This is a genomic window from Chryseobacterium sp. Leaf201 (assembly GCF_001421435.1).
Classification (GTDB): Bacteria; Bacteroidota; Bacteroidia; order Flavobacteriales; family Weeksellaceae; genus Chryseobacterium.
The window spans coordinates 1-22,557 of sequence record NZ_LMKA01000076.1; the positions used below are offsets into that span (position 1 = coordinate 1).

The window sequence follows — 22,557 nt, forward strand, 5'->3', positions numbered from 1 at the left end:
TTAACCACAACACAGGTAAGCGCCCTGGTATCTCCTCAGGAAGGAATGATGGTGTATGACACCACGGCCAAGTGCCTGAAAGTTTACACCGGTACGATATGGAGCTGTTTCAGCATACCGAGCTGCCCATAATTACAGGACAGATTTCTGAACATTTTAACTGATCCGTTTACTCTTTATTTAAAATAAAATACAATGAAAAACATAATCACAATTACTACCCTTCTTTTTACAGGATTAACAGGCGTGTTAAATGCACAGGTTGCCATAGGTGATGCCACYGGTACGGCCTCTGTAAAAACYTCTGTCTTACTGGATTTTGCAGCCGGACAGAACAAAGGGATTATCCTGCCTTATGTACGTACACTGCCTGYAGCTCCYGCAGAAGGAACGCTGGTCCTGGATGCAAGTGATGCCACCAAGGCRCGTATAAAATAYTACAACGGAAGCTGGATTGACCTCAGCGGACAGGATGCCGATATTTCAGCGGTTATGGCTACCCAGCCTACGGCTGCCCAGGCACCTGAACCTGCCAATGCAAAAACCGTAATCGGGGCTGCCTCAAGTACTGCCAACGGCGTGCTGGTACTGGAATCAACCACCAAATCAATGATCCTGCCGATTGTACAGGATGTACAGAATATCCCAAGCCCGTCTCCGGGAATGATGGTGTACATCAATAAAAGCGGAGCCAAAAGGCTGGCCGTATACAACGGAAGCAAATGGTCTTACTGGAGACAATAAAAAAAGAAGCCCGTCTCCGGGAATGATGGTGTACATCAATAAAAGCGGAGCCAAAAGGCTGGCCGTATACAACGGAAGCAAATGGTCTTACTGGAGACAATAAAAAAAAGATTTTAAAATCAAAACAAAATAATCGTCTAATTTTTAGTTTTAGGTGTTAGTGCAATCTCAGTTAGCTCCCTGGTTTAGGGGGCTTTTTGCTTTTTTACCCTCAATACAATTATATTTGGAAAAAAACAAAGACCATTATCCAACTCATTTAAACCATCTTCGCTATGATATATCCGATGACCAGTGCAATAATGGCGGCCATAATAATTTTGGTATAATCCGTTTTCTGTTCCTGGATTTTTTTATCCAGCCGGGCATTTTCCAGTTTTGCCGCTTCCAGGCCTGCCTGTAATGCCGCTGTTTTTTCATTGATGGCAGACCGGATATTTTTCTCGTATAAAGCAGCAATCTCCTTTTTATAGTTTTCCATTTCTTCCTGACGCTGCTTCTGCTGTCCGGCAAAACTGGTATTGAGTTCCTTGATCTGCTTTGCCGCATTTTCCTGCAGTTTCTGAAATTCTTCATTCTTTTTAACCAGCTGCTCTGTTAACGTACCTACCTGTTTTCCGTAGGTTTCCGTAATTTCCTTTTTAAGTTTTTCAACTTCTTCATTACGGGTTTTAAGCTGTTCACTGAATGCTTTGGACTGTTGCTCTACCTGTTCCTTAAATGTTTTCTGGGCTTCTGTAAATTCGTCATTTTTCTTTTTCAGCTGTCCGGATAAGGTGTTGACCTGCTCAACAAACTGTTTGGAGACATCTTTTTTAACCTCTTCAATGAGCAATGCCCTGGAATTTGATTTCTCTTCAGTCAGTTTACTGAGAACAGAATGCAGCCCGGCACCGTAATCATGCGGAAGGTGGAATCTCCGGTCAGCCAGTTTATCAAGCAATGTTTCATCCGCCGTATGCCCCAGCGCAGTAATTGTAATGGCAGGAAGGCTGATGAATTTCTCTGCCAGCGACAGATTATTGAACACTTCAAAACTCTGCTTATCCCCTCCCCCACGAACCAGTGCAATGACATCGTAATGTGCAGCAGATACCGTGTTCAGCAGATCTGAAATTGAAGTGGCTGAGGTAATGTTGCAGGTATATTCATCAATTTCAAAATCTTTGGAGGAAATATCCAGTCCTTCATAAAAATCTTTCTGTACAATCGCACTGTGCCCGTAAATGTTGGCAATCCTTACGGTTTCAGACTGTAAAATTTTATCCCTGATAAATGTTTCAAGGTCCTTTGATCCTTTCTCCAGTTTTTTCTGTATCAGGTCATACCGTTTCAGGTCATCCTCAGAAACCGATTTTTCTTCCTGTGAAATAATTTCGTCAACCACAAAAACAAGTTCAATGCTTGAATTCTTAATCCTCTTCTCTATAAATCCACGCAGCGTATACACTTCATTGTTCACAATCTTGCTTCTCAGCAGCCCCGGCATTTTCACCCCGATAGAAGTGCTGTCACTCTCGGAATAGAGAAAATCATAATAATAGTTGACGTAGGCTTTTCCTCCTCCATAAGAATACCGGCCCTTTAAATAAATCAGATTTACGGTAGCATTAAGTTTCAAGGCATTATTGAACAGACCTATAACGGCTGCCGGAGAATAAACGGGATAGGTAGGTTCGTTGCCCTGCATATGGAAATATAAATAGATGAAACAATGGTAAGTTGTGGCAAAGATAACACCGTTATGGATATATACTCCTTAATAAGGTACCTGAAATGATCGGTTTTAAAAGTTTCTGGCTAATATCAGATTGTTTTTCAAACAGATACATTTATATGTGATAATTAAATGAATATAAGAATTACGTAATACTTTCATGCAGATTATGAGGATCTTACAGGTTTTAAATTTACTGAATCTAAAATCAGTGGAATAGAAATTACAAACAAACTCTGATGAGTGCAAATATTCAATGCCTACTTCGCATCTGACCGGATCAGTAACATTTAACGCCCCTTAAGTAGGGTTAAGAAAAACGTGGTGTATATACATCAAAAACAAATCTTTCCCTATCTTTAAACTTTCAATGGGATTGTAATGAGTAAACAGGTTGACCATACGGCGGAACTGATGAAGCGGCTGCAGGATATGCAGAAAGAACAGTCGGTTATTTCTTCTTTAAACAAAGCGTTTTCATTGGTTCTGGATAAAGACCGGTTTAAAATAACCTTAAACCAGAGTTTCAAATCCGAATTCCGTTTCGACAGTTTTGCGATCATAAAAAACGGTAAAAACGGATCTCAGACTTTTCTTGCTTCTTCGGACTCTCAAAATAATCCCATCGGAACTACTCCGGACATCTATTTTGAACAATGCTTGCATTCAGCGGAGCCTTTGATTTTTGACCTTAAGGCTTTGCCGGTGCATAAATCATCCACGCCCACTTATTTTCTTGATGCCAAAAATGCAGGGATGAGAATGGCGGCCGGTTTTGGCCTGCCTGCAATTCAGGATGAACAGTGTTTTATATTTCTTTTCTACAAAAATTATATTTCTGCTGAGGATATTCCGGAAAGAATCCTGACAGGGATTTCCACACAGCTGTCAGTTACCGTCCGCAATATTATGCTGGGCGAACAATTGAATACAACCCGGCACGTCATTGAAGAAACTGAACAGGAAAGTATTCCGGAACAAGGTGAAGTCCCCGGTTTTCACGGAATCATCGGAGAAAGTGCACCGATGCAGCAGATTTATGAACAGATTTCTCAGGTTGCGCCGTCACAATCGAACGTTCTTATCTATGGTGAAACGGGTACGGGAAAGGAATTGGCAGCGCAGGCAATTCATGATCTGTCTTCTTCGGCACATCAGGAAATGATCCGGATCAACTGTGCGGCCATTCCTGCCAATCTTATTGAATCCGAGCTTTTCGGCCATGAAAAAGGAAGTTTTACCGGAGCAACAGAACAGCGACTGGGAAAATTTGAACAGGCCCGCAACAGCACTATTTTTCTGGATGAGATCGGCGAGCTTCCTCTTGAACTTCAAGGAAGACTTTTAAGAGTTTTACAGGAAAAAGAAATTGAGCGGATTGGAGGAAACAGGCGTATTAAAGTAGAGGTGAGAATCATTGCGGCGACCAACAGGAACCTCGAAAAAGAAGTAGCAGAAGGAAATTTCAGGAGTGACCTTTTTTACCGACTGAATGTCTTCCCGATCCATCTTCCGGCTTTGCGCCACAGAAAAGAGGATATTCCGCAGCTTGCCCATTATTTTTTAGAAAAACATACGGTGAAAACCGGTAAAAAAATCAATGGCTTTTCTCAGAAAGTAATCAATGCAATGTGCGAATATTCGTGGCCTGGGAATATCCGTGAACTGGAAAATATGGTTGAAAGGGGCATCCTGACCTCAAAAGATACGATCATCAAAGAAATGGAATTTCCGAAAAGTATTGCTCCACAAAATAAAGATCAGGAATTTGAGATTAAAACCCTGCAACAGGTAGAAAAAGAACATATTCTAAAAGTAGTGGAGAAATGCAATGGCAGAATTTCCGGTAAACAGGGGGCTGCTGTTTTGTTGGGATTACCTTCCACCACACTGATTTCAAAAATGCAGAAACTCGGAATACAAAAAGGACATTATATTAAAGAAAGTGAAATATAAACACTTTAGTTTTAAAATATTGATTTTATTCTTTTAACTTATTTGATTGTGTCATATTCATTTCAATTTTCCCGGACGACAGAGCCCAGAAGATCCAGAGTCCTAAAATAATCATCAGCGAAACGGCAGGAATCCAGAACGAAAAAAGCAACGCAACAAGATAAATCGGAAGTCCGTACAAATAGTTATTATGGATCTTTTTAATCGCTTCATCAGTAATTCCCGGCCGGAGAAGTTTTTTATTCCTGCTGGCTAAGAACCACAGTAAATTAAACGCCAGATTAATCAGAACGAAAGTCCCGGTATAAATTGCAACAACTATTGATGATGCTTCTCCGTTGAAATACCTTGCCAATAAAGCTGTAGGATAAGACACAGCCGAAACCAGAAAAAGAATCAGTCCGTTGGCAAACATAATGGCAGAATTACGGCTGTAAATCTGCTTAAAAATCTTGTGATGGTTCACCCACATGATGAAAATACTGAAAAAGGAAAGAATAAAAGCCAAAAACGTCGGCCACTGATTCTTCATAAAAACCCACAGGTCGTTTCCGTTGGTAATGGCATTTTCTTCCGGTAAATGGAGATCCAGTACCAAAAGCGTAATGGCAATCGCAAAAACACCGTCACTGAATCCTTCTATCCTGCCGGTTTCTTTTTTCATAATTTTATTGTTTGAGTTGATGTCTATGCGTTCCCGTCAATTCGGGTGAAATTCTGAAAGAATTTTGTATCGAGAATCTGTTTAAAACAAACTTTAAGGATATTTATTTTATGTACATCACCGGAACAATTTTCCTGCATTTTATTTCGAAGAACCAGCAGAATTGACGGGCTTCGTTTTCAAAACATTTTGTCATTCTGAATGACAATTCAGTGTAATACTTATTTTATTTATACCCTTTATCAATGCCCAGTTTTTTCATTTTAGAATACAGCGTCTGTGGCTGCATTTTCAGGAGTTCTGCGGCTCCTCCCGTTCCGGAAACCTTTCCGCTGGCACTCTGCAATGCATTGAGAATATGATCCCGCTCCATTTCTTCCATTGATTTCATCTGGCCTTGAGATTCTGTAGATGTTTTTTCTGTTGTTTTCGGGAGCTCAAAATGTTCAATTTCTGTTGTTTTGGCTAAAAGAACACTTCTTTCGATCAGATGTTCCAGTTCACGGATGTTTCCCGGCCAGTGGTAATGTAAAAGCTGTTCTAAAGCATTTTGACTGATCGATGAAATATTCCTTTTTGCGGCAGCTGCATATTTAGTAAGGAAAAAATTAGCGAGCAGACCGATGTCTTCTTTTCTTTCTCTTAACGGAGGCAGTTCGATCGGGAAAACATTTAACCTGTAATATAAATCTAACCGGAACCTGCCTTCTGCCACTTCTTTTTCCAGGGAACGGTTGGTGGCGGCTACAATTCTTACATTCACTTTGATGGTTTTATTTCCGCCTAATCTTTCGATCTCCTTTTCCTGTAAAACACGCAGTAATTTCACCTGGGAATCCAACGGTAATTCACCGATTTCATCTAAAAAAACGGTGCCTCCGTTGGCCTGTTCAAATTTGCCGGTTCTCATCGCATTGGCTCCGGTAAAGCTTCCTTTTTCATGACCGAACAGCTCAGATTCAATTAAAGAATGAGGCAAAGCAGCGCAGTTCACAATCACAATCGGACTTCCATTTCTATCAGAAAGATCATGGACAGAATGCGCCACTTTCTCTTTTCCCGTCCCGCTTTCTCCGACTACCAAAACCGAAGTATCCGTTGGTGCCACCACTCGTATTTTCTCAATCACCTCCTGCAGAAGCGGGCTTTTTCCGATAATTCCTTCAATAGCTTCGCGGCTCTGAGATTCCTGAACATCCGCATTTTTCTCAAGATCAAAACGGTATTTTGCAATATCGAGCATGACCATAAGATCGCGCTCACGGAAAGGTTTTACCATAAATCCGTACGGCTGAGTTTCTTTCACAGATTCCAGCGTAGACTGGTTGGTATTGGCAGAAATATAGAGAAAAGGGATGTTTATTTTGCGCAGTTCCCAAGCCAGGTCAATCCCGGTAAGGTCGCCTTTCAGCATGATATCCAACAGTACCCAATCCGGTTTCTTTTCGGCAATGGATTTTCTTGCCTGCACAACGGAAGACGCAATGCCCGTCACCTGATAACCTGCTTTTTTGAGCATGATTTTCAGATCATTGGCTACGATAAACTCATCTTCTACAATTAGTATTTTTTCTTTCATTTTATCTGAAATATCATTAACCTTATCCGTGATTTTCAATCGCTGTATTTTTGGCAAATGTTATGATTATTTTTAGCCCGTTATTATTTTCCAGGGAAAAAGTTCCGTCGAGCTGGTCTGTAAGTCCTCTCATGAGGTTCATACCGAGAGATTCTGTTTCATCAAGATCAAAATTTTCGGGCAACCCTACTCCATTATCCGAAATAATAAGCTGGTAATTATTTCCTTCTGTATTTTTAAATGAAACCAGCACTTCACCGCTTTTGTCTCCGGGGAATGCATATTTTACGGTATTATTAACTGCTTCATTCACGATTAATCCCATCGGCACCGCCTGTGCCACATCCAGGAATACTTTTTCGGTATCCAAAACAAATCTGATGTTCTTTTCTGACAAATAACATTCTTTGATATAGCTGATCAGCTCATAAATATACCAAGACATATCAATTGTTGAAAGGTTGTCTGACTGATATAATTTCTGATGAATCAGAGACATCGCATGCATTCTGTGCTGGCTGTTCTGGATGGCCATCAATGCATCTTCATTGTCAAGATAGGCAGACTGCGTGTTTAATAAGCTGATGACAATCTGGAGGTTATTTTTTACCCTGTGATGGATTTCCTTCAGCAGCCATTCTTTTTCAGACAGCAATTTTTTAAGCTGTTCGTTCTGCTCATCGATCTGTTTTCTTTTTAATTCCAGTTTTTTATTGGCGCTTGTTTTTAACCGGGAACGGTTGTACAGCAAAGCGGCAAAAAGAATCAGTACCAGGATGCTTCCGGTAAAAACATATTTCATCACAGTATCATTGGTGATCTGTATTTCCTGAAGCTTTCCTTTCTGGGTAAGCAGCTGGATATTTTTGTCTTTCTGATCGGTTTCAAACTGAATTTTCAGGCTGTTGATCTGCCTGCTTTTTTCCCCGTTAAAAACAGTATCAGAAAACTTTTTATACAATTGATAATGCTTAATGGCATCTGCATATTTTCCCTGCGCAGAATCTGCCTTAAACCAGATTAAATGATTTTCCGAACGCAGCATATCGTTTCCGTTTTTTTTTGCCAGGGAATCAAAAAGTTTGGCTTTGCGGTACATGGCAGGATAATTTTTGGTCTGGTAATGATAAAAAACAAAGCTCCTCAAAAGGGAAACCTGGTTGTTGTTCCTTTCTCCGTTTTCTCCGTAATACGCAACCAGTTTTTTATAATAGGGTTCGGCATGATCAAACTGCTTCAAAATGGTGTACGTACTGAAGAGAATATAATCTTCGGTCATTTCAAACTGCTTATCATCAATAGGATACTTCCTTTTATATTCTTTTATCATCGCGATTGCCCGGCTGAATTCCCTCTGCCTGATCAGCATCGTAGACATATTGTTGGCGACAGTTCTTATATAGCCGTTATCGTTATGTTTTTTTGCCACATCCAGGGCTTTTTCCCAATATTTCATGGCATCATCATTCTGACGCAAGTAATAATACACCATCCCGATGTTGCTGTAAATGGCACTCAGCTGCAAAGAATTGTCATTAACCGTTAACGCCGTTTTTTCTGCAGAAATACCGTATCTCAATGCCTGTTCGTAATCTGCTTTCTGAATTTCAGCCTGCGAAAGCAGATTATAAATGCCCTGAATTCCCCTGAACTTTGCCGACTGATAAATGGCTAATGATTCCTTAAGGAGCTGAATAGCCTGATCCGGTTCCCCTTTCATCGTATAAAGCTCCCCCAGGTCTTTCAGTATTGAAGCCTGCTTCAGTTTTGCCCCTGATTTTTTAAAAAGAGCCAGTGCTTTTTCCTTCAGTTTTATTTTAGGCTCAAAATTTTCAGGCGCATTATCATACAGAAAAGAAAGCTCTTCATAGCCTATACCAGACTGTTCGGTCATATTATTTTTTTCAAAATAGCTGATCACCTGCTTCATTTTTGGAAATGCACTGTTTTTATTTCCTCTTTCTTTATCAATTTTAGCGTCCAGCAACATGGCTTTTCCTTTGTTAAGCTTGTTATTGGTTTTAGTACTCAAAAGCATGGCTTCCTTGTTGAGAAATGCCGCGCTGTCCAGATCTTTTTTTAATTCTCCTTTTTTATTCAGATAATATTCGCTCAGCTGTAACAGTAAACCTGCTTTCTTAACCTCATCTTTTGAAGAAGAGATCTGTTTTTTTAACTGTTCCGGATTTATGTTTTCCTGCGCTTTTACTGAACCGCCCAACAACATAAGGATCAGCATAAAACAAAATATTCCCAACCGTTTTTTACTCATTGCATCACGCGTGAAATTCATTCTTTAAAGATAATTCATTATCTGATTATGTATTTTGTTTTTGCCGTCAGATTTTACGGTGGTAAAGATAGCAGATGATCATCGCAAACCCGGGTAAAACCAGTGTGACAAGTCCCAGCTGCTTTCCTGCAAATGCACCTAAAAAACATCCCACCAAAAAGCCGATAATTAAAATAAGCTGTTTCTTTAAACTTAATAAAGCATCAGCATCTTTAAAACTGCTTTTAAGTAAATTCCCGAAATCCAGGGAAGCCTGTGTCACATTTCCCGTCATCATCGTTGTCGGGCCATGCGTTTCTTTGGCATACAATTTCCCGAAAGCATTCTGAAGCCCCATCGCAAAAACGGCAATCATGGTAACGGTGTACATGATAACTTCAGTGAACATTCCGTTATAAGTAAAAATTGCCACTAAAATCCCTGCTGAAAGAAGTAAAAATCCTTCCCAGAACAGAATCGTATAATGATTGAGAACTTTTCCGGCAATTCTTCCCCCAGCCATTACCGCTAAGATAAATACGGGAAAAGTAAGCAGTTTGATCCATGCATGCACATCTGAACCTTTTACAAACTGATAGGCAAATACAATAAAGTTCCCCGTAACGTGCGCCGAAAAAATAGAATCTGCCGCAACGAAAGTCACCGTGTCACAATAACCTGCAATCATGGTTAACAGTAGGGTAACAAATCCTATATTATGTTTTATTTCCATGATTTTTATTTTAAATGTGAACGAAGCATCCAGGCCATTTTCTCATGGGTTTCCAATAACCCGGTGATGTAATCGCTGGTCCCGGCATCACGGAATTCTACGGCAAAATTTTCTATATTTTCACGGAGATGTATGATGATACTTTCATGATCGGACAGGAGTTCTCTCATATAAGTAAGGCTGTCATTTGCTTCCAGGTGACTTTCCGAAAGATGCGTTAAAGCAAGATATTCCCTCAACGTAGCCGGAGCATAATGTCCCAGCATCCTGATTCTTTCAGCCATCTGATCAATCATTTCATCCAATTGCTGATACTGCGCTTCAAAAAACAGATGTTTGTTGTAAAAATCCTGTCCTTCCACGTTCCAGTGGGCTTTTCTGGTTTTTGTATACAGAATGAATTCATCTGCTAACGTTTTAACCAATATTTCAGCAACTTTTGCCCGGTTTTCTGTTTTAGTTCCGATGGATGTTTTCATTTTAAAGTAAGTTTAATAAATAATAATCGAGTGAATATTTTCCTGCGCCAAGCGCAAGAATTAATAATAATGACAAAGTGTACATATAAGGAACATCGCGTACTTCCAGGGAATCTTTTCGGTGAACTACGAAATACCCAATGGCCGTTACCCCAATTGTCGGCAATACGGCAAGCCTGGTTCCCAATCCTAAAATGATTAAAAAAGGAACCACCAAATCAGCGAAAGAAGCCACCAGAGCATTCATTTTATCAGGAAGCCCGAGCGGATTCGGGATCGTTTCTTTCTTTCCGTTTTCTACCCTGAATTTTTTCAGTCCGTGAACCCGGAACAGTTCAACAGCTAAAAGCACTCTGAACACCAGAAAAGCCATGTCATTAAATTCCGAACCTAAATCCGAGGATAGAATGTGTTTTAAAATTTCCATAATTTTTTAAGTTTAAAAGGCAAAACAGGAGCATCCGAGCGCACCCCAGAATGAATGATAATTATTCACCGGAAGATTGCTCATTCTCGCATGGTCGTGGTTGTGGTTGTGCACATCGCAACTCCCTGCACAGCTGTGAATCTGAGCAGTCAGCGGCGCTTTGAGATCTGCCTTTGCATTCTTTTCAATAGCTGTCTGCGTATGCCCGCCAACCGGATAATAACCGTTGTACAGATTCGTCGGAGACCAATCCGGAAGAATGGGAACCGATGGCGGCGCAAAGGATGAAAACTCCCCTTTTGCATAGACAATTTTACCGTCTACCACCGTCATTTCGGCTTCGATATTTTTGATTTCTTCATCTTCCACCGTGAAATAATCTTGATCTAAAACCGCCAGATCAGCAAACATCCCAACCTGAATATCTCCTTTTTTCTGCTGTTCCTGGGAAAACCAGGCACTTCCTTTCGTGTATAATTCCAGCGCGGTGTTTCTGTCTAACCGGGTATCGGTGTACAATTGCAGTCCGCCAACCGTTTTCCCCACTGTCAGCCAATACATGGAAACCCATGGATTGTAACTGCTTACCCTCGTGGCATCAGAACCGCCGCCGACAGGAACTTCCATTTCCAGCATTTTTTTAATCGGAGGCGTATTTTCAGCGGCATTGGCTCCGTACTGATCGGTAAAATATTCTCCCTGGTACGCCATTCTGCTCTGGATGGCAATTCCTCCGCCTAAACTTCTTACCCTTTCGATATTTTTTTCATCGATGGTTTCCGCATGATCAAAAATCCACGGAAGTCCGTTGAAAGGAATGTCCCGGTTTACTTTTTCAAAAACATTTAAAAACCGGGTAATACTTTCATTATAGGTTGCATGAAGCCGGAACGGCCAGCGGTTTTCAACCAACAGACGGACAACTTTTTCGAGGTCGGCTTCCATGTTTTCCGGTAAATCGGGTCTTGGCTGTAAAAAATCTTCAAAATCTGCTGCCGAGAAAACCAGCATCTCTCCTGCCCCGTTGTGGCGGTACATATCATCACCCTGATATAACTTTACGGTATCAATCCATTCGCTGAAATCTTCAAACTCATTTTTCGGCTTTTGGGTGAATAAATTATAGGCAATTCTTACGGTCAGCTGTTTTTTCTCATTCAGTTCATTAACGACCTGGTAATCATCCGGAAAATTCTGGAAACCACCGCCTGCATCAATCACACTTGTAATTCCGAACCGGTTCAATTCTTTCATAAAATGCCTTGTGGAATTCACCTGATGTTCGTAGGAAAGCTTCGGGCCTTTTGCTAAGGTTGAATATAAAATCATCGCATTTGGAGTGGCGATAATCAATCCTGTCGGTTCGCCGTTGGCATCTCTCTCGATCTGTCCGCCCGGAGGAGCCGGTGTGTTTTTTGTGTATCCTACGGCTTTTAAAGCGGCTCTGTTCATCAATGCCCTGTCGTACAGATGCAGGATAAAAACAGGCGTTTCGGGAGCAATTTTATTGATTTCTTCCAGCATCGGCATTCTTCTTTCTGCAAACTGGAATTCCGACCAGCCGCCGACTACACGAACCCACTGCGGAGACGGCGTACGGTCCACCTGTTCTTTCAGCATTCTCAACGCATCCGCTAATGACGGAACACCATCCCATCGAAGTTCAAGGTTAAAATTCAATCCACCCCGAATCAAATGGATATGTGAATCGTTGATCCCCGGAACCACTCTTTTCTTTTTTAAATCAATGATTTTTGTAGATTCTTCTGCGAACTGATCTACCAAACCGTTGTTTCCAACAGCTATAATTTTACCGTCTTTAATGGCAACTGCAGAAATATCCGGCGTTTCTTTGTTGAAACTGTGAATTTTTCCGTTGTGTAAAATAAGATCTGCTTTCATGGTTATTTGGTGTTAAGTTTTGTAATGGCATCCTGAATTCCGCTTCCGGCAACGGTGAAAAATGAAGGTCCGGCCAGTAAAATCAGCTTCTGTAATTTTATTTTATCAGAAAAATGTTTTTCATTTAAATAAGACTGTATGCGATACGCATCAAAAGCGCCCAACACCACATTTCCTGCCACCAAGGCGGTCGGCGAATCGATGCCTGCATCTTTTAAGTCACTTGCGAAAGAGGCGGTTTTCACCTGTAATTTCAAAGCTTCTCTCACGGCTACGCTTCCTACTTCTTTCATTAATTCAGCATTGAAAGAATTCCGGTCTCCCAATCCGATCAATAATAGTTTTTTTGAAGATAAACTTCCTTTTGGCGGAGTAATTAATAAGGTTTCCAAAGCGTGGCCTTTGAATTTTCCGGTTTTTCTGACATCGGTAATAATCCCCTTTAAGGCTTCATCCAAATGAACCATTCCATTCAGATCTTTCGGAAGTGCCGGCGGATTGAAAATATCACCGTCTGTATATTCGAAAACACAGGCAATCTGGAGATCTGCCACCGCAGCGGAAGGTCCCTGCACCAAACCAACGATGGAAACGCCGTCTACGGTTCCCCAGTTTTTTGTGGTTCCGACTGCTGTTTTTGTTTCAGCTGTTGCTGTCTGTGCTGAAACGGAACCGGTTACTGAACTTGCAAGAATAAATGCAGTAAAGACGGCTTTAGACCAGTTAACATATTTTAAAATTGAATTTTGCATAATAAATGAATTAATAAGGGTTAAAATTTGAATCCTAAACGGATGTTATAAAAAACGCCACTTTTCGCATTGGGAATTATATCATCGATGAATTCGCCTTTCCGGAAATACTGAAGCCCGCTCACCAAAGAAATATATTTACTGAAAGTGTACGTAAAATTGGTTAAGTATGCTGTTCCAATATACCTTTTATCTGAACTGCTTCCCGGACGATTTAAGGTTCCACTTGGCCGGTAAACACCGTCATCCAGGGAATACCGCCAGTTGAAAACAACGTCCAACTGCATTTTAAGTTTACATGTTAAATCCAGGGTTGCATAGGGATGAATATCAATGAGATTGACGGGGCCGACCTGCGGACTGAAGCCAAAATAACCACCTTTCGGATAAAGCGGATTAAACGTATTGAGTTTTCCGTCGTCTTTCGATTGGTCTCCCGAAATATAATCGTTGCGAAGATTAATGCTTGGTTTAAACTTAACGTTTTCAAACAGATAGCCCACATCAACAGAACCTGTCCATGCACTGATGTTCCCCTCTCCGAAAGTTCCGAACTGATAAGCCGCTTCCAGATTGTAAATGAATCCGCCGCCATATTTCCAGAACCTTCCGCCGATGGTATGTCGTTTTTCTTTAGCTGTTCCGGCTTCAAAAACAGATTCGTCCCTTCGGATGCCGATGTAGTAGAAATCGATATTTCCGGCTTGCGGAACAATGATTTTTGAATACAATCCCCAAAGGTTGAGCTGTTTCGAAATTCTGTTATCAAAAACTCCGGCATTGATACTGTCTGCCATCATGGCAAAGGCATCAACTGAAATATTTTTCCCGGAATACATTAATTTGGCTCCGGTGAAGGAAAGCCTTGCATTCGGGCCTTCCCGTACGGAAATCAATCTTCCCGACCCGTAATCCAGTTCCTGCCGTCCGATTCTGGAAACCAGTTTTTGATCCTGATCTTTAAAAATTCTGACATCAACAAAGAGATTCTGGATGCTCAGCTGGTCTTCATCAATTCCTCTCGAACCGTTTTTTCTTCCGTTTTGCAATGCGCTCCGGACCTGTGTAAAAATTCTTACATTTTCACCCAAATGCAGATCTGCATGCACATCATAACGCTGCAGAAAAAAGTTGTTGTGGCCGATATTCAGTCTTCCCCAGTCTTCGTTGTTGAAATCCACATATTCGTACCGTGCCTCGCCCCCAAAAGAGAGATAGCTGTTTTTCTTTTCATTTAAAGGGAGGTATTTAACCTTATTATAAAAAGTATCCGCAGAATCTTTTAAATATTCATAGTTTTCATCGTAGCGCAAAAGTTTGAAATTTTGTGCCGATAAATTTTCAGAACATATAAAAATTAAGAGAATGATAATTTTTAAAAACGATACGGAAGATGCAGATTTCAACATGAAAATTTTAAATTAATGTTTGATCATATTGTGGGCGTAATGAATTCCCAATCCGTAAGAACTGCCGTACTTTTTCATCAGATCTGTTACGGCAACATACGTTTCCTGGCGCGCCCAGTCTCGCTGCAATTCTAAAATATACTGAATGGAAGTCACAGGTTTTACTCCGGCGTGGATCATTCTCTGAACGGCTCTTTCGTGCGCTTCATCGCTCACATCGCCGCAGGCATCGGTGATGACGTACACATCATAATTTTCTTCCAATGCAGACAATGCAGGCCCTACGATGCAAACGCCCGTCCACAATCCTGCAAAAACCAACTTTTGCTTCTGGGTTCCCACGATCGCTTTATAAGCCGCTTCATCTTCCCAGGTGTTCATTGTTGTTCGGTCGATATAGCCCGAAGTGGCCATCGGATACGCTTCTTCAATTTCGGGGAAAACGGGCCCTGAAAAACTTTCTTCCGCAACGGTGGTTACGATTGTCGGAACGTTAAATATTTTTGATGCTCCGCAGATAACCGCAACATTGTTACGCAGTTCATTCATGGAAATGCTTTTGGTTGCAAATGCCATCTGGCCTTCAAAATCGATTAATACAAGGGCATGGTTATCCGGAGATAACAGTTTGGATGATGGTTTCATAAAGTTTATTTATAATGGAATTAATTGAGTATTTGTTTTGAGAACAGCCATTAAACGCCTAAGTCAACGTGTAGAAAGCTGGCTGTATATTGGTATGGAATCTGATTTTTACTGAGTGATAAAAGCTAAGATATCTTTATTGATGGTATCCGCTTCTGTGGTCGGCATTCCGTGAGGGAAACCGGGATACGTAATTAATTTACCGTTTTTCAACAATTCAGCAGATTTTACGCCTGCATTCTGGTAAGGAACAATCTGGTCATCTTCTCCGTGAAGAACCAGAACGGGAATATCAACCGCTTTCAGATCTTCCCTGAAATCAGTTTCGGAAAATGCTTTGATGCCTTCGTAATGCGCCACGATTCCGCCCATCATACCCTGTCTCCACCAGTTTCTCTGTATACCTTCTTTTACTTTTGCGCCTTCTCTGTTGTAGCCGTAGAAAGGGAATGTCAAATCAATATAAAACTGTTGTCTGTTGTTTAAAGTCTGGTCTCTGATGTTGTCGAAAACTTCCATCGGTACCCCATCCGGATTGCTGTCGCTGGCTACCATAATCGGCGGAACGGCACTGATTAATACTGCTTTTTTAGCTCTGCCGTTGGCATATTTGTTTACATAACGGATTACTTCACCACCACCTGTTGAGTGTCCGATATGAACTACGTTTTTCAGATCTAAAAATTCTACCAGCTCAGCCGCGTCAGCAGCATACTGTTCAATGGTATGACCATAGATGTCCTGGCTTGATCTTCCGTGACCTCTTCTGTCATGCGTGATCACTCTGTAACCTTTCTGTAAAAAGAAAATTACCTGTGCATCCCAATCGTCTGAAGATAAAGGCCATCCGTGGTGAAACATTAAGACCTGTCCTTTTCCCTGGTCTTTGTAAAAAATTTCTGTTCCGTCTTTTAGTTGTAGTGTACTCATTGCTGTGGATTTTTTTTAATTAATATTTAAATTCATAACATTAATTTCAAAAAGCCACCCAAAAACACAACTGTTTAATTTTCAAATATTTATAAAACAAACCCTCTGATTTTAATTACGATATTTCGTAATTTTATGAAAGCCCTGTGATAAATTATATAGATTTTAATAAATCGCGAGAAACTTTAAGACCGATAACTGTTTAAAATAAATCATTTATTAAGACAGGGTCATCGGAACTTCCATCAGAAGAATCTCTGTATGGTCAGCGGTTGTCCTGATTTCCAGATCAGCAATATCCCAGACTCCGAATCCGTCTCTTGCTCCCAAGACCTGGCCTCCGATTTCCGCACTTCCCTGTAAGATAAAAACATAGACACCGTTCCCTTTTTTCCTGATCGGGTACTGTATTTCGGTTTGGTTATCAAAATCTCCCAGGTGGAACCATGCATCCTGGTGAATCCAGATGCCTTCGTCATCAGCATCCGGGGAAAGTATCTGCTGAAACCTGTTTTTGCTTTGTGTTTTGTCTAAGGTAATCTGGTCATACCTTGGCACTACATTTCTTTTATTGGGATAAACCCAGATCTGAAGGAATTTCGCCGGGCAGTCCCTGTTTTTATTGAATTCGCTGTGCATGATCCCGGTGCCTGCACTCATCACCTGAATATCCCCGCTTCGGATAACCGCCGAATTCCCCATACTGTCTTTATGTTCCAGGTCGCCTTCGAGAGGAATGCTGATGATTTCCATATTATCATGGGGATGTGTCCCGAAACCTTTCCCGGCTTCCACGGTATCATCATTCAACACTCTTAAAACACCAAAATGCATTCTTTCGGGGTTATGGTAATTGGCAAAACTGAACGTCTGGCTGCTTACCAGCCATCCGTGATCCGCTTTCCCTCTGGAATCTGCCCTGTGAATTACAAAATTATCTTTAATCCTGGACTCAGGATCCGGCAGATGATTATATCCGATGGGTTCCAACGGTTCTATTTCATCAATGTCATTTTTCATGGTATTTTCTGATGATGCCGGTGCTACAAACATTCCGGTTCCCAATAATCCTTTCTTTAAAAAATCTTTTCTGTCCATATCTGTTCAGTTGTTTATCTGTTATTAACAGGACAAATGTACCGTGATAGAAACTGCTGTGCATTTAACTGGTTTAATAAATGGCTTCCGGACAAAAAAATTACCGGATATTTTTCATATCCGGTTTAATTTTAAAACTACCCGTCAAAAATTCTTTGAATTTTCGTCCCCTTCGGAAGAAGGGAATTTTTATTTTCCTTCGTAAATTATTTTTCTTTAGTGGCCAGGCGTTTTCTGATGGTGCTCACAAATTCTTTTGAAACTCCCAGATAGGAAGCAATATAATACTGCGCCACACGCTGCGGAATTGTAGGGTAAACCTTTATAAATTCCAGATACCGGTCTGATGCGCTTTTTGAAATGGTATTGACCAGGCGGTTCTGTAAAGTGAACAGATTTCTCTGCACCAGCATCCTGAACACCCTTTCAAATTTCGGGATTTCCTTCAGCAGCTGCTCTTTGGTAACGGGATTCAGCATGAATATTTCTGAATCTTCAATGGTTTCTATGTAGAGATTGGAAGGTTTCTGATCCTGAAATGAAGCAATATCACTGATCCACCAGTCTTCAATGGCAAACAGGATGGTCACTTCAAAACCATTATCATCCAGATAATACACCCGTATGCAGCCTTTATGGATATAGCCTTCAAAATGGCAGATTTCGCCTTCCCGCAATAGAATGGTTTTCTTAGGCACTGATTCACAAACCAGGAGATCCGTGAAAAATTTTTCCTCTTCCTGGGTAAGGCTGATAAATCGGGTTACATTTCTGATGATATTTTCAAACATAAAATTGGTTTACGGCTGCAAATTAGGAAAAAGACTGTAGACTTCGTTCTTCAGCAATCCGCTTCCGCCGCCGTAATGATCAATTACCTTCACTTCTTTATCCAGATTTCCGCAAAAGGCTGTGATCTCTTTTTCAAACCGGTCTTCCAGACCGGAACTCAGAAGAACAATATCCACCTGGTTTTCTTCTATATAGGTGTAGCAGGAGTTTTCATCAGTCCGGATTTCCGCTTTCCAGCCTTCATTATTTTCGATGATCCTTTTCAAAACATCAAGGATTTCCTGATTTTTCCCGATCACCAGAAAGTTTAGGGTTTTCATAAATATTTGATATGTTTGGGTTCTACATTAACGCTGCTTATCACACATTTCATTTAAATATGAATAAACAGGGAGGTCCGCTCTTTCCTTTCAAGGTTTTTTGTTTTATGGCCTTTTCCTGAAGTGTCTTCCACCAAAAGAATTTCGCCCGTCCGGAATTTCCGGATTTCGCCGGACGACGTTTCTATTTCAACGCCGCCATCCAGAAGTACAATATATTGTTTTTGCGGAGCACAATGAAAGTTATAATCATAGTCTGCAGAAACGGTTCTGAACTGTAATCTTTTCACCTGGATATCTTCTGACAGGAAACCAATCTCACCCTGATCTATCAATGGAATTTCGAGATCTTCAAAATGAGATTCTCCGTTTTCGTCGCTGAAGATTTTTGTAATTTTCATCCGGTTCTTATTTGAAGATCAGAGTATTCGCCAGTTCCATTTCTTCCTGATTGATGGAATGTCCGAAGTTTTCATATACTTTCTCCGTAACCTCAGCATTCATTTCTCTGAAAATATTGGCTGTGGCATACACCCTTTCTACCGGAACATGGAAATCCGGATTACTGGTGGCCAGTAAAACCGGCGTCTGTGCAAAATCCCCGCTGTAATGGTCACGGTTGATCTTATCTCCGATAACACCACCGATAACAGCCACCGCCCCTCCGAATCTCTGAGCATTTCTTGCCAAAAACTCCACGGTAAGACAGGCGCCCTGAGAAAATCCGAAAAAATAAATATCCTCAGTTTTAATGCCTGCATCCAAAGCGGTTTCTACGGTTTTCCCAACCGTTTCAATGGCTGAAGACAGCCAGGGTTCGTTCTGCGCAGCAGGAGCAATGAAAGACAATGGGTACCAGCTTCCGTTTGTTGCCTGGGGTGCCAGCAAAGCATAATCTTCTACATTCAAATGTTTGGACAGGCTCAGAATATCCTCTGCACTTCCGCCTCTTCCATGGATCATGATCAATGCTTTTTGGGCTTTGTCAATTGGGGTTCCTGATGTTTTTATATCTAAAGTATGGCTCATTTTATCTGAATTTTTCTGTTGGATAGTCAATTTTCGGAAGAACTTCGGTCAGATGTTCCCTGTTTTCTTCATACTGTTCTGGAAGCATTAAGTCTTCCCCGAGCGATGCCAGTTCTTCATCCACATCAAAGCCCGGACCTGAGGTGGCAATCTCAAACAGGACGCCGCCCGGCTCTTTGAAATAAATGGACGTAAAATATTTCCGGTCCTTCACTTCAGTATGCGGTAACCCGAAAGCGTTTAACCTGTCGATCATTTCCAGCTGCGACTGTGCATCAGGGGTTGCAAAGGCCACATGGTGAACGGTTCCTCTTCCCGCCAGGCCTTTCAGCGCATTGGGCATGCATACGAGATCCACATATTTTCCCGGCTTATTTTCTGTCCCGAACCTGAACCGGTCCGAACTTTCGGCAATGAGCTGGTGATCCATCTGCGTGGTGAGCAAAGCCGCTGTCCTTTCATAGGCATCCAGCCAGATTTCCACATGATGAAACCCTTTGATGGTATATTCTTTCGGGATCAGTCCGTTGTCGTACCCTTTTCTGCCATCTTTATCATTGAAGACCAGCTCAAGGCCAAGCCCGTCAAAATCTTCAAGATAAATAAAAACCTCGCCTGACAACCTTTGCTGCGGCTGTTTGTAAGGGATATTAAACTGTGACAGGCGTTCCAGCCAGTAATCCAGTGCTTCCATAGAAACTGAAAAAGCAGTGGTGTTCAGCATTCCTTTTCCGTGACGCCCGTTGGCGAGTCCTTTTCCATACGGGAAAGTGGTCATGATGGTTCCCGGCGTTCCGGTTTCGTCCCCGAAATAAAAATGATAGACCTCGGAATAATCAAAATTGACGGTTTTTTTAATAAGCCGGAGCCCTAAAACACCTGTATAAAAGTCTATATTTCCCTGTGCATCGCCTGTCATGGCGGTAACGTGATGAAGTCCTGTGATGAGTGCCATAATGTATTGGTTTGAAGTTATCGGACGTTATTTCCTGATGATTTAAAATTAAAATATTCTTTACCTAAAATGAATGAGCACCTACGATAATTTCGGCAGTGCCTGCTCTATCTGGCTGCGCATGGCTTCATACTGTTTCGGAAGCTTCAGGTTTTGCCCCAGTTCGTTCAAAGGCTCACCCACTGTGAACCCCGGGTTATCGGTGGCAATTTCAAATAAAACGCCGCCCGGTTCCCGGAAATACAGGGAGTAAAAATAATCCCTGTCAATTTTAGGGGTAATGCTTAATCCGGCTGACATCACTTTTTCACGGTATTCCATTAAGACAGCCTCATTTTCTACGCGGAAAGCGATATGGTGGTTTGTTCCTGCCGCATTCCTTCCTGCGGGGTTCTTATCATTTTCGATGATATCAATCAGGTTGGCCGTATCAATGGCATCTGTTGCAAAACGGTAACGGTTTTCTTCCTGTTTCTGAAGACCGTATCCTAAAATATCTGTCAGAACCTTAATTGTCGGCTCCGCTTTTTTAAGCGTTAAGGTTACGTTATGGAACCCTTTCAAAGCATTTTCATCTTTAATATCATCGGTAGTCCAGACTTTACGATTATCAGAAGCTGATGATTCTATAAACTGTAACTGAAGGCCGTCCGGATCTTTAAAAGAAATCATTTTCTCCCCGAATATTTCGCCTTCCTCCACAGCAATACCGGACTGCTGCAAACGGAGTTTCCAGAATTCAAGGCTTCCTTGCGGTACCGAATATCCGATGTGTGTAGCCAGCCCTGTTCCGTTGGTTCCCTTTCCGATTCCTTCCCATGGAAAGAAAGTCAGAATGGTTCCCGGTGTTCCGGTTTCGTTCCCGAAATAAAAATGATACGTTCCCGGATCATCAAAATTCACGGTTTTCTTTACCAGCCTTACGCCTAACACCTGAGTATAAAAATCCAGGTTTCTTTTTGCGCTGTCTGCGATTGCGGTAATGTGGTGCAATCCTAAAATTCTGTTCTGCATGTTGTTTTATTTTGATGCTAAATTACAGCGGTCTGAAGTGCTGCACATTTAACTAGTTTAATAAATGCAAAAAGCGTTTTCTCTTTTTACTGAGGAAGACATGCTGAACGGTTGATGATGAACAACTTTTTTCTCATAGATGATAAGGCCGCCCGCCATAATATGCTACATTACAGTGTGACCACTATTTTCCCGACGGTCCTTCCGGTTTCCTGCTGCAGATGTGCTTCCCGAATCTGTTCAAAGGGAAATATTTTTGAAATATGCGGTTTCAGTGCTCCGGTTTCCAGAAGACGTGCAATCTGTTTCATATCATTGCCGTCCGACTGTACCATAATGGGATATCCTTTCACCCCTTTTGCTGCTGCTTTTGCTGTTACCTCTTCATTCAGGCCTGTGGGAAGACTGATGATTGTTCCGCCGGCTTTGGTTACTTCCAGGGAATCATCAATGGTACCGCCGCCGATGGTATCCAGTACAAAATCAAATTCCTTCGGAGCCGATTCCCAGTCAAAACTTTGGTAATCAATATGCTTATCTGCACCAAGGCCCAGCACAAAATCTTTATTTTTCAGGGATGAAGTCCCGGTTACCGTTGCCCCTGAATGTTTTGCTATCTGAACAGCCATATGCCCTACACCGCCAGCCGCTGCATGAATCAGGACATGCTGGCCTTTCTGAATGTCTGCATTTTTAACCAGCGCCTGCCATGCCGTTAATGCTGCCAAAGTGCTTGCAGCTGCCTTTTCAAAAGATATATTTTCAGGTTTTAACGCCAGCTGGCCTGCCGGAGCGGCAACATATTCTGCATATGCCTTTCCATGGCCCGGGAAATTTACCATCCCGAACACCTCATCGCCTGTTGTAAAGGCTTCACTTTTACTTTCTTCTACAATCCCTGAAACATCCCAGCCCAGAATCAGCGGATTTTCTTCTTTCAGCTTTCCGTACATCCCTTTTCCGTTGCGGCTTTTAACATCTACCGGATTGATGCTTATGGCCCTGACTTTTATTAAGACTTCATCATTCTGAATCTCCGGTTTCTCCGTTTCAATGTATTCCAGCTGTTCCGTACTGCCTGCTGTTTTTAATGCGATTGCTTTCATATTGATTTTAATTATTGATTGGTTGATTAAAAAA

At 41.6% G+C, this 22,557-nt stretch carries 22 protein-coding genes; 2 read left to right on the forward strand and 20 right to left on the reverse strand.

What is annotated here, in order from left to right; all coding sequences use genetic code 11:
- Positions 1 to 195: 195 nt before the first annotated feature.
- On the forward strand, positions 196 to 744 hold the full coding sequence (locus ASE55_RS10965) for a hypothetical protein (RefSeq protein ID WP_056219224.1): 549 nt from the start codon (positions 196 to 198) through the stop codon (positions 742 to 744).
- A 259-nt stretch (positions 745 to 1,003) separates the two neighbouring features.
- Here ASE55_RS10965 and ASE55_RS10970 read toward each other — a convergent pair whose 3' ends face one another.
- Positions 1,004 to 2,434, reverse strand: coding sequence for an exodeoxyribonuclease VII large subunit (locus tag ASE55_RS10970; protein WP_056219227.1), 1,431 nt, complete (start codon positions 2,432 to 2,434; stop codon positions 1,004 to 1,006).
- A gap of 408 nt (positions 2,435 to 2,842) precedes the next feature.
- Here ASE55_RS10970 and ASE55_RS10975 point away from each other — a divergent pair, with 408 nt between their 5' ends.
- On the forward strand, positions 2,843 to 4,417 hold the full coding sequence (locus tag ASE55_RS10975) for a sigma-54 interaction domain-containing protein (protein ID WP_056219228.1): 1,575 nt from the start codon (positions 2,843 to 2,845) through the stop codon (positions 4,415 to 4,417).
- 25 nt (positions 4,418 to 4,442) lie between these two features.
- On the opposite strand, the gene ASE55_RS10980 is transcribed toward ASE55_RS10975, so the two are convergent.
- From ASE55_RS10980 to ASE55_RS11070, 19 genes are all read right to left on the reverse strand, one after another.
- Positions 4,443 to 5,081 (reverse strand): TMEM175 family protein, encoded by a 639-nt coding sequence (locus ASE55_RS10980; protein WP_056219231.1) that lies wholly within the window; start codon positions 5,079 to 5,081, stop codon positions 4,443 to 4,445.
- A 226-nt stretch (positions 5,082 to 5,307) separates the two neighbouring features.
- Positions 5,308 to 6,699 (reverse strand): sigma-54-dependent transcriptional regulator, encoded by a 1,392-nt coding sequence (locus ASE55_RS10985; RefSeq protein WP_238585039.1) that lies wholly within the window; start codon positions 6,697 to 6,699, stop codon positions 5,308 to 5,310.
- A complete protein-coding gene (locus tag ASE55_RS10990) occupies positions 6,683 to 8,953 on the reverse strand; it encodes a histidine kinase dimerization/phosphoacceptor domain -containing protein (RefSeq protein ID WP_082474496.1) in 2,271 nt (756 codons plus the stop codon). Before ASE55_RS10990 ends, ASE55_RS10985 begins: the two co-directional genes overlap by 17 nt.
- Before the next feature lie 46 nt (positions 8,954 to 8,999).
- Positions 9,000 to 9,665, reverse strand: a complete 666-nt coding sequence (locus ASE55_RS10995) for a YoaK family protein (protein ID WP_056219236.1) — start codon at positions 9,663 to 9,665, stop codon at positions 9,000 to 9,002.
- 5 nt (positions 9,666 to 9,670) lie between these two features.
- The gene (locus tag ASE55_RS11000; protein WP_056219239.1) at positions 9,671 to 10,144 is read right to left on the reverse strand and encodes a Dps family protein; all 474 of its coding nucleotides are present in this window, start codon (positions 10,142 to 10,144) and stop codon (positions 9,671 to 9,673) included.
- 1 nt (position 10,145) lies between these two features.
- A complete protein-coding gene (locus tag ASE55_RS11005) occupies positions 10,146 to 10,571 on the reverse strand; it encodes a DoxX family protein (protein WP_056219243.1) in 426 nt (141 codons plus the stop codon).
- 12 nt (positions 10,572 to 10,583) lie between these two features.
- Positions 10,584 to 12,473, reverse strand: a complete 1,890-nt coding sequence (locus tag ASE55_RS11010; RefSeq protein WP_056219244.1) for an amidohydrolase — start codon at positions 12,471 to 12,473, stop codon at positions 10,584 to 10,586.
- 2 nt (positions 12,474 to 12,475) lie between these two features.
- Positions 12,476 to 13,225 (reverse strand): M17 family peptidase N-terminal domain-containing protein, encoded by a 750-nt coding sequence (locus ASE55_RS11015; RefSeq protein ID WP_056219247.1) that lies wholly within the window; start codon positions 13,223 to 13,225, stop codon positions 12,476 to 12,478.
- 20 nt (positions 13,226 to 13,245) lie between these two features.
- Complete coding sequence (locus tag ASE55_RS11020) at positions 13,246 to 14,538, reverse strand: alginate export family protein (protein ID WP_238585040.1); 1,293 nt, start codon at positions 14,536 to 14,538, stop codon at positions 13,246 to 13,248.
- Positions 14,539 to 14,646: 108 nt separating this feature from the next.
- Positions 14,647 to 15,279, reverse strand: coding sequence for a hydrolase (locus ASE55_RS11025; protein ID WP_056219252.1), 633 nt, complete (start codon positions 15,277 to 15,279; stop codon positions 14,647 to 14,649).
- A 108-nt stretch (positions 15,280 to 15,387) separates the two neighbouring features.
- Positions 15,388 to 16,209 carry an alpha/beta fold hydrolase gene (locus tag ASE55_RS11030; RefSeq protein ID WP_056219255.1) on the reverse strand — a complete coding sequence of 274 codons (822 nt, stop codon included), beginning with the start codon at positions 16,207 to 16,209 and terminating at the stop codon, positions 15,388 to 15,390.
- 219 nt (positions 16,210 to 16,428) lie between these two features.
- Positions 16,429 to 17,307, reverse strand: a complete 879-nt coding sequence (locus ASE55_RS11035; protein ID WP_056219258.1) for a pirin family protein — start codon at positions 17,305 to 17,307, stop codon at positions 16,429 to 16,431.
- 206 nt (positions 17,308 to 17,513) lie between these two features.
- Positions 17,514 to 18,098, reverse strand: a complete 585-nt coding sequence (locus ASE55_RS11040) for a Crp/Fnr family transcriptional regulator (RefSeq protein ID WP_056219260.1) — start codon at positions 18,096 to 18,098, stop codon at positions 17,514 to 17,516.
- 9 nt (positions 18,099 to 18,107) lie between these two features.
- Positions 18,108 to 18,419 carry a hypothetical protein gene (locus ASE55_RS11045; protein WP_056219262.1) on the reverse strand — a complete coding sequence of 104 codons (312 nt, stop codon included), beginning with the start codon at positions 18,417 to 18,419 and terminating at the stop codon, positions 18,108 to 18,110.
- 53 nt (positions 18,420 to 18,472) lie between these two features.
- Positions 18,473 to 18,820 (reverse strand): hypothetical protein, encoded by a 348-nt coding sequence (locus tag ASE55_RS11050; RefSeq protein ID WP_056219265.1) that lies wholly within the window; start codon positions 18,818 to 18,820, stop codon positions 18,473 to 18,475.
- Between the two features lie 7 nt (positions 18,821 to 18,827).
- Positions 18,828 to 19,448, reverse strand: coding sequence for an alpha/beta hydrolase (locus ASE55_RS11055; protein WP_056219269.1), 621 nt, complete (start codon positions 19,446 to 19,448; stop codon positions 18,828 to 18,830).
- Between the two features lies 1 nt (position 19,449).
- Positions 19,450 to 20,403 (reverse strand): ring-cleaving dioxygenase, encoded by a 954-nt coding sequence (locus tag ASE55_RS11060; RefSeq protein WP_056219271.1) that lies wholly within the window; start codon positions 20,401 to 20,403, stop codon positions 19,450 to 19,452.
- An 81-nt stretch (positions 20,404 to 20,484) separates the two neighbouring features.
- Complete coding sequence (locus ASE55_RS11065; protein WP_056219274.1) at positions 20,485 to 21,417, reverse strand: ring-cleaving dioxygenase; 933 nt, start codon at positions 21,415 to 21,417, stop codon at positions 20,485 to 20,487.
- 170 nt (positions 21,418 to 21,587) lie between these two features.
- Complete coding sequence (locus ASE55_RS11070) at positions 21,588 to 22,523, reverse strand: NADP-dependent oxidoreductase (RefSeq protein ID WP_056219276.1); 936 nt, start codon at positions 22,521 to 22,523, stop codon at positions 21,588 to 21,590.
- Between the last annotated feature and the right edge of the window lie 34 nt (positions 22,524 to 22,557).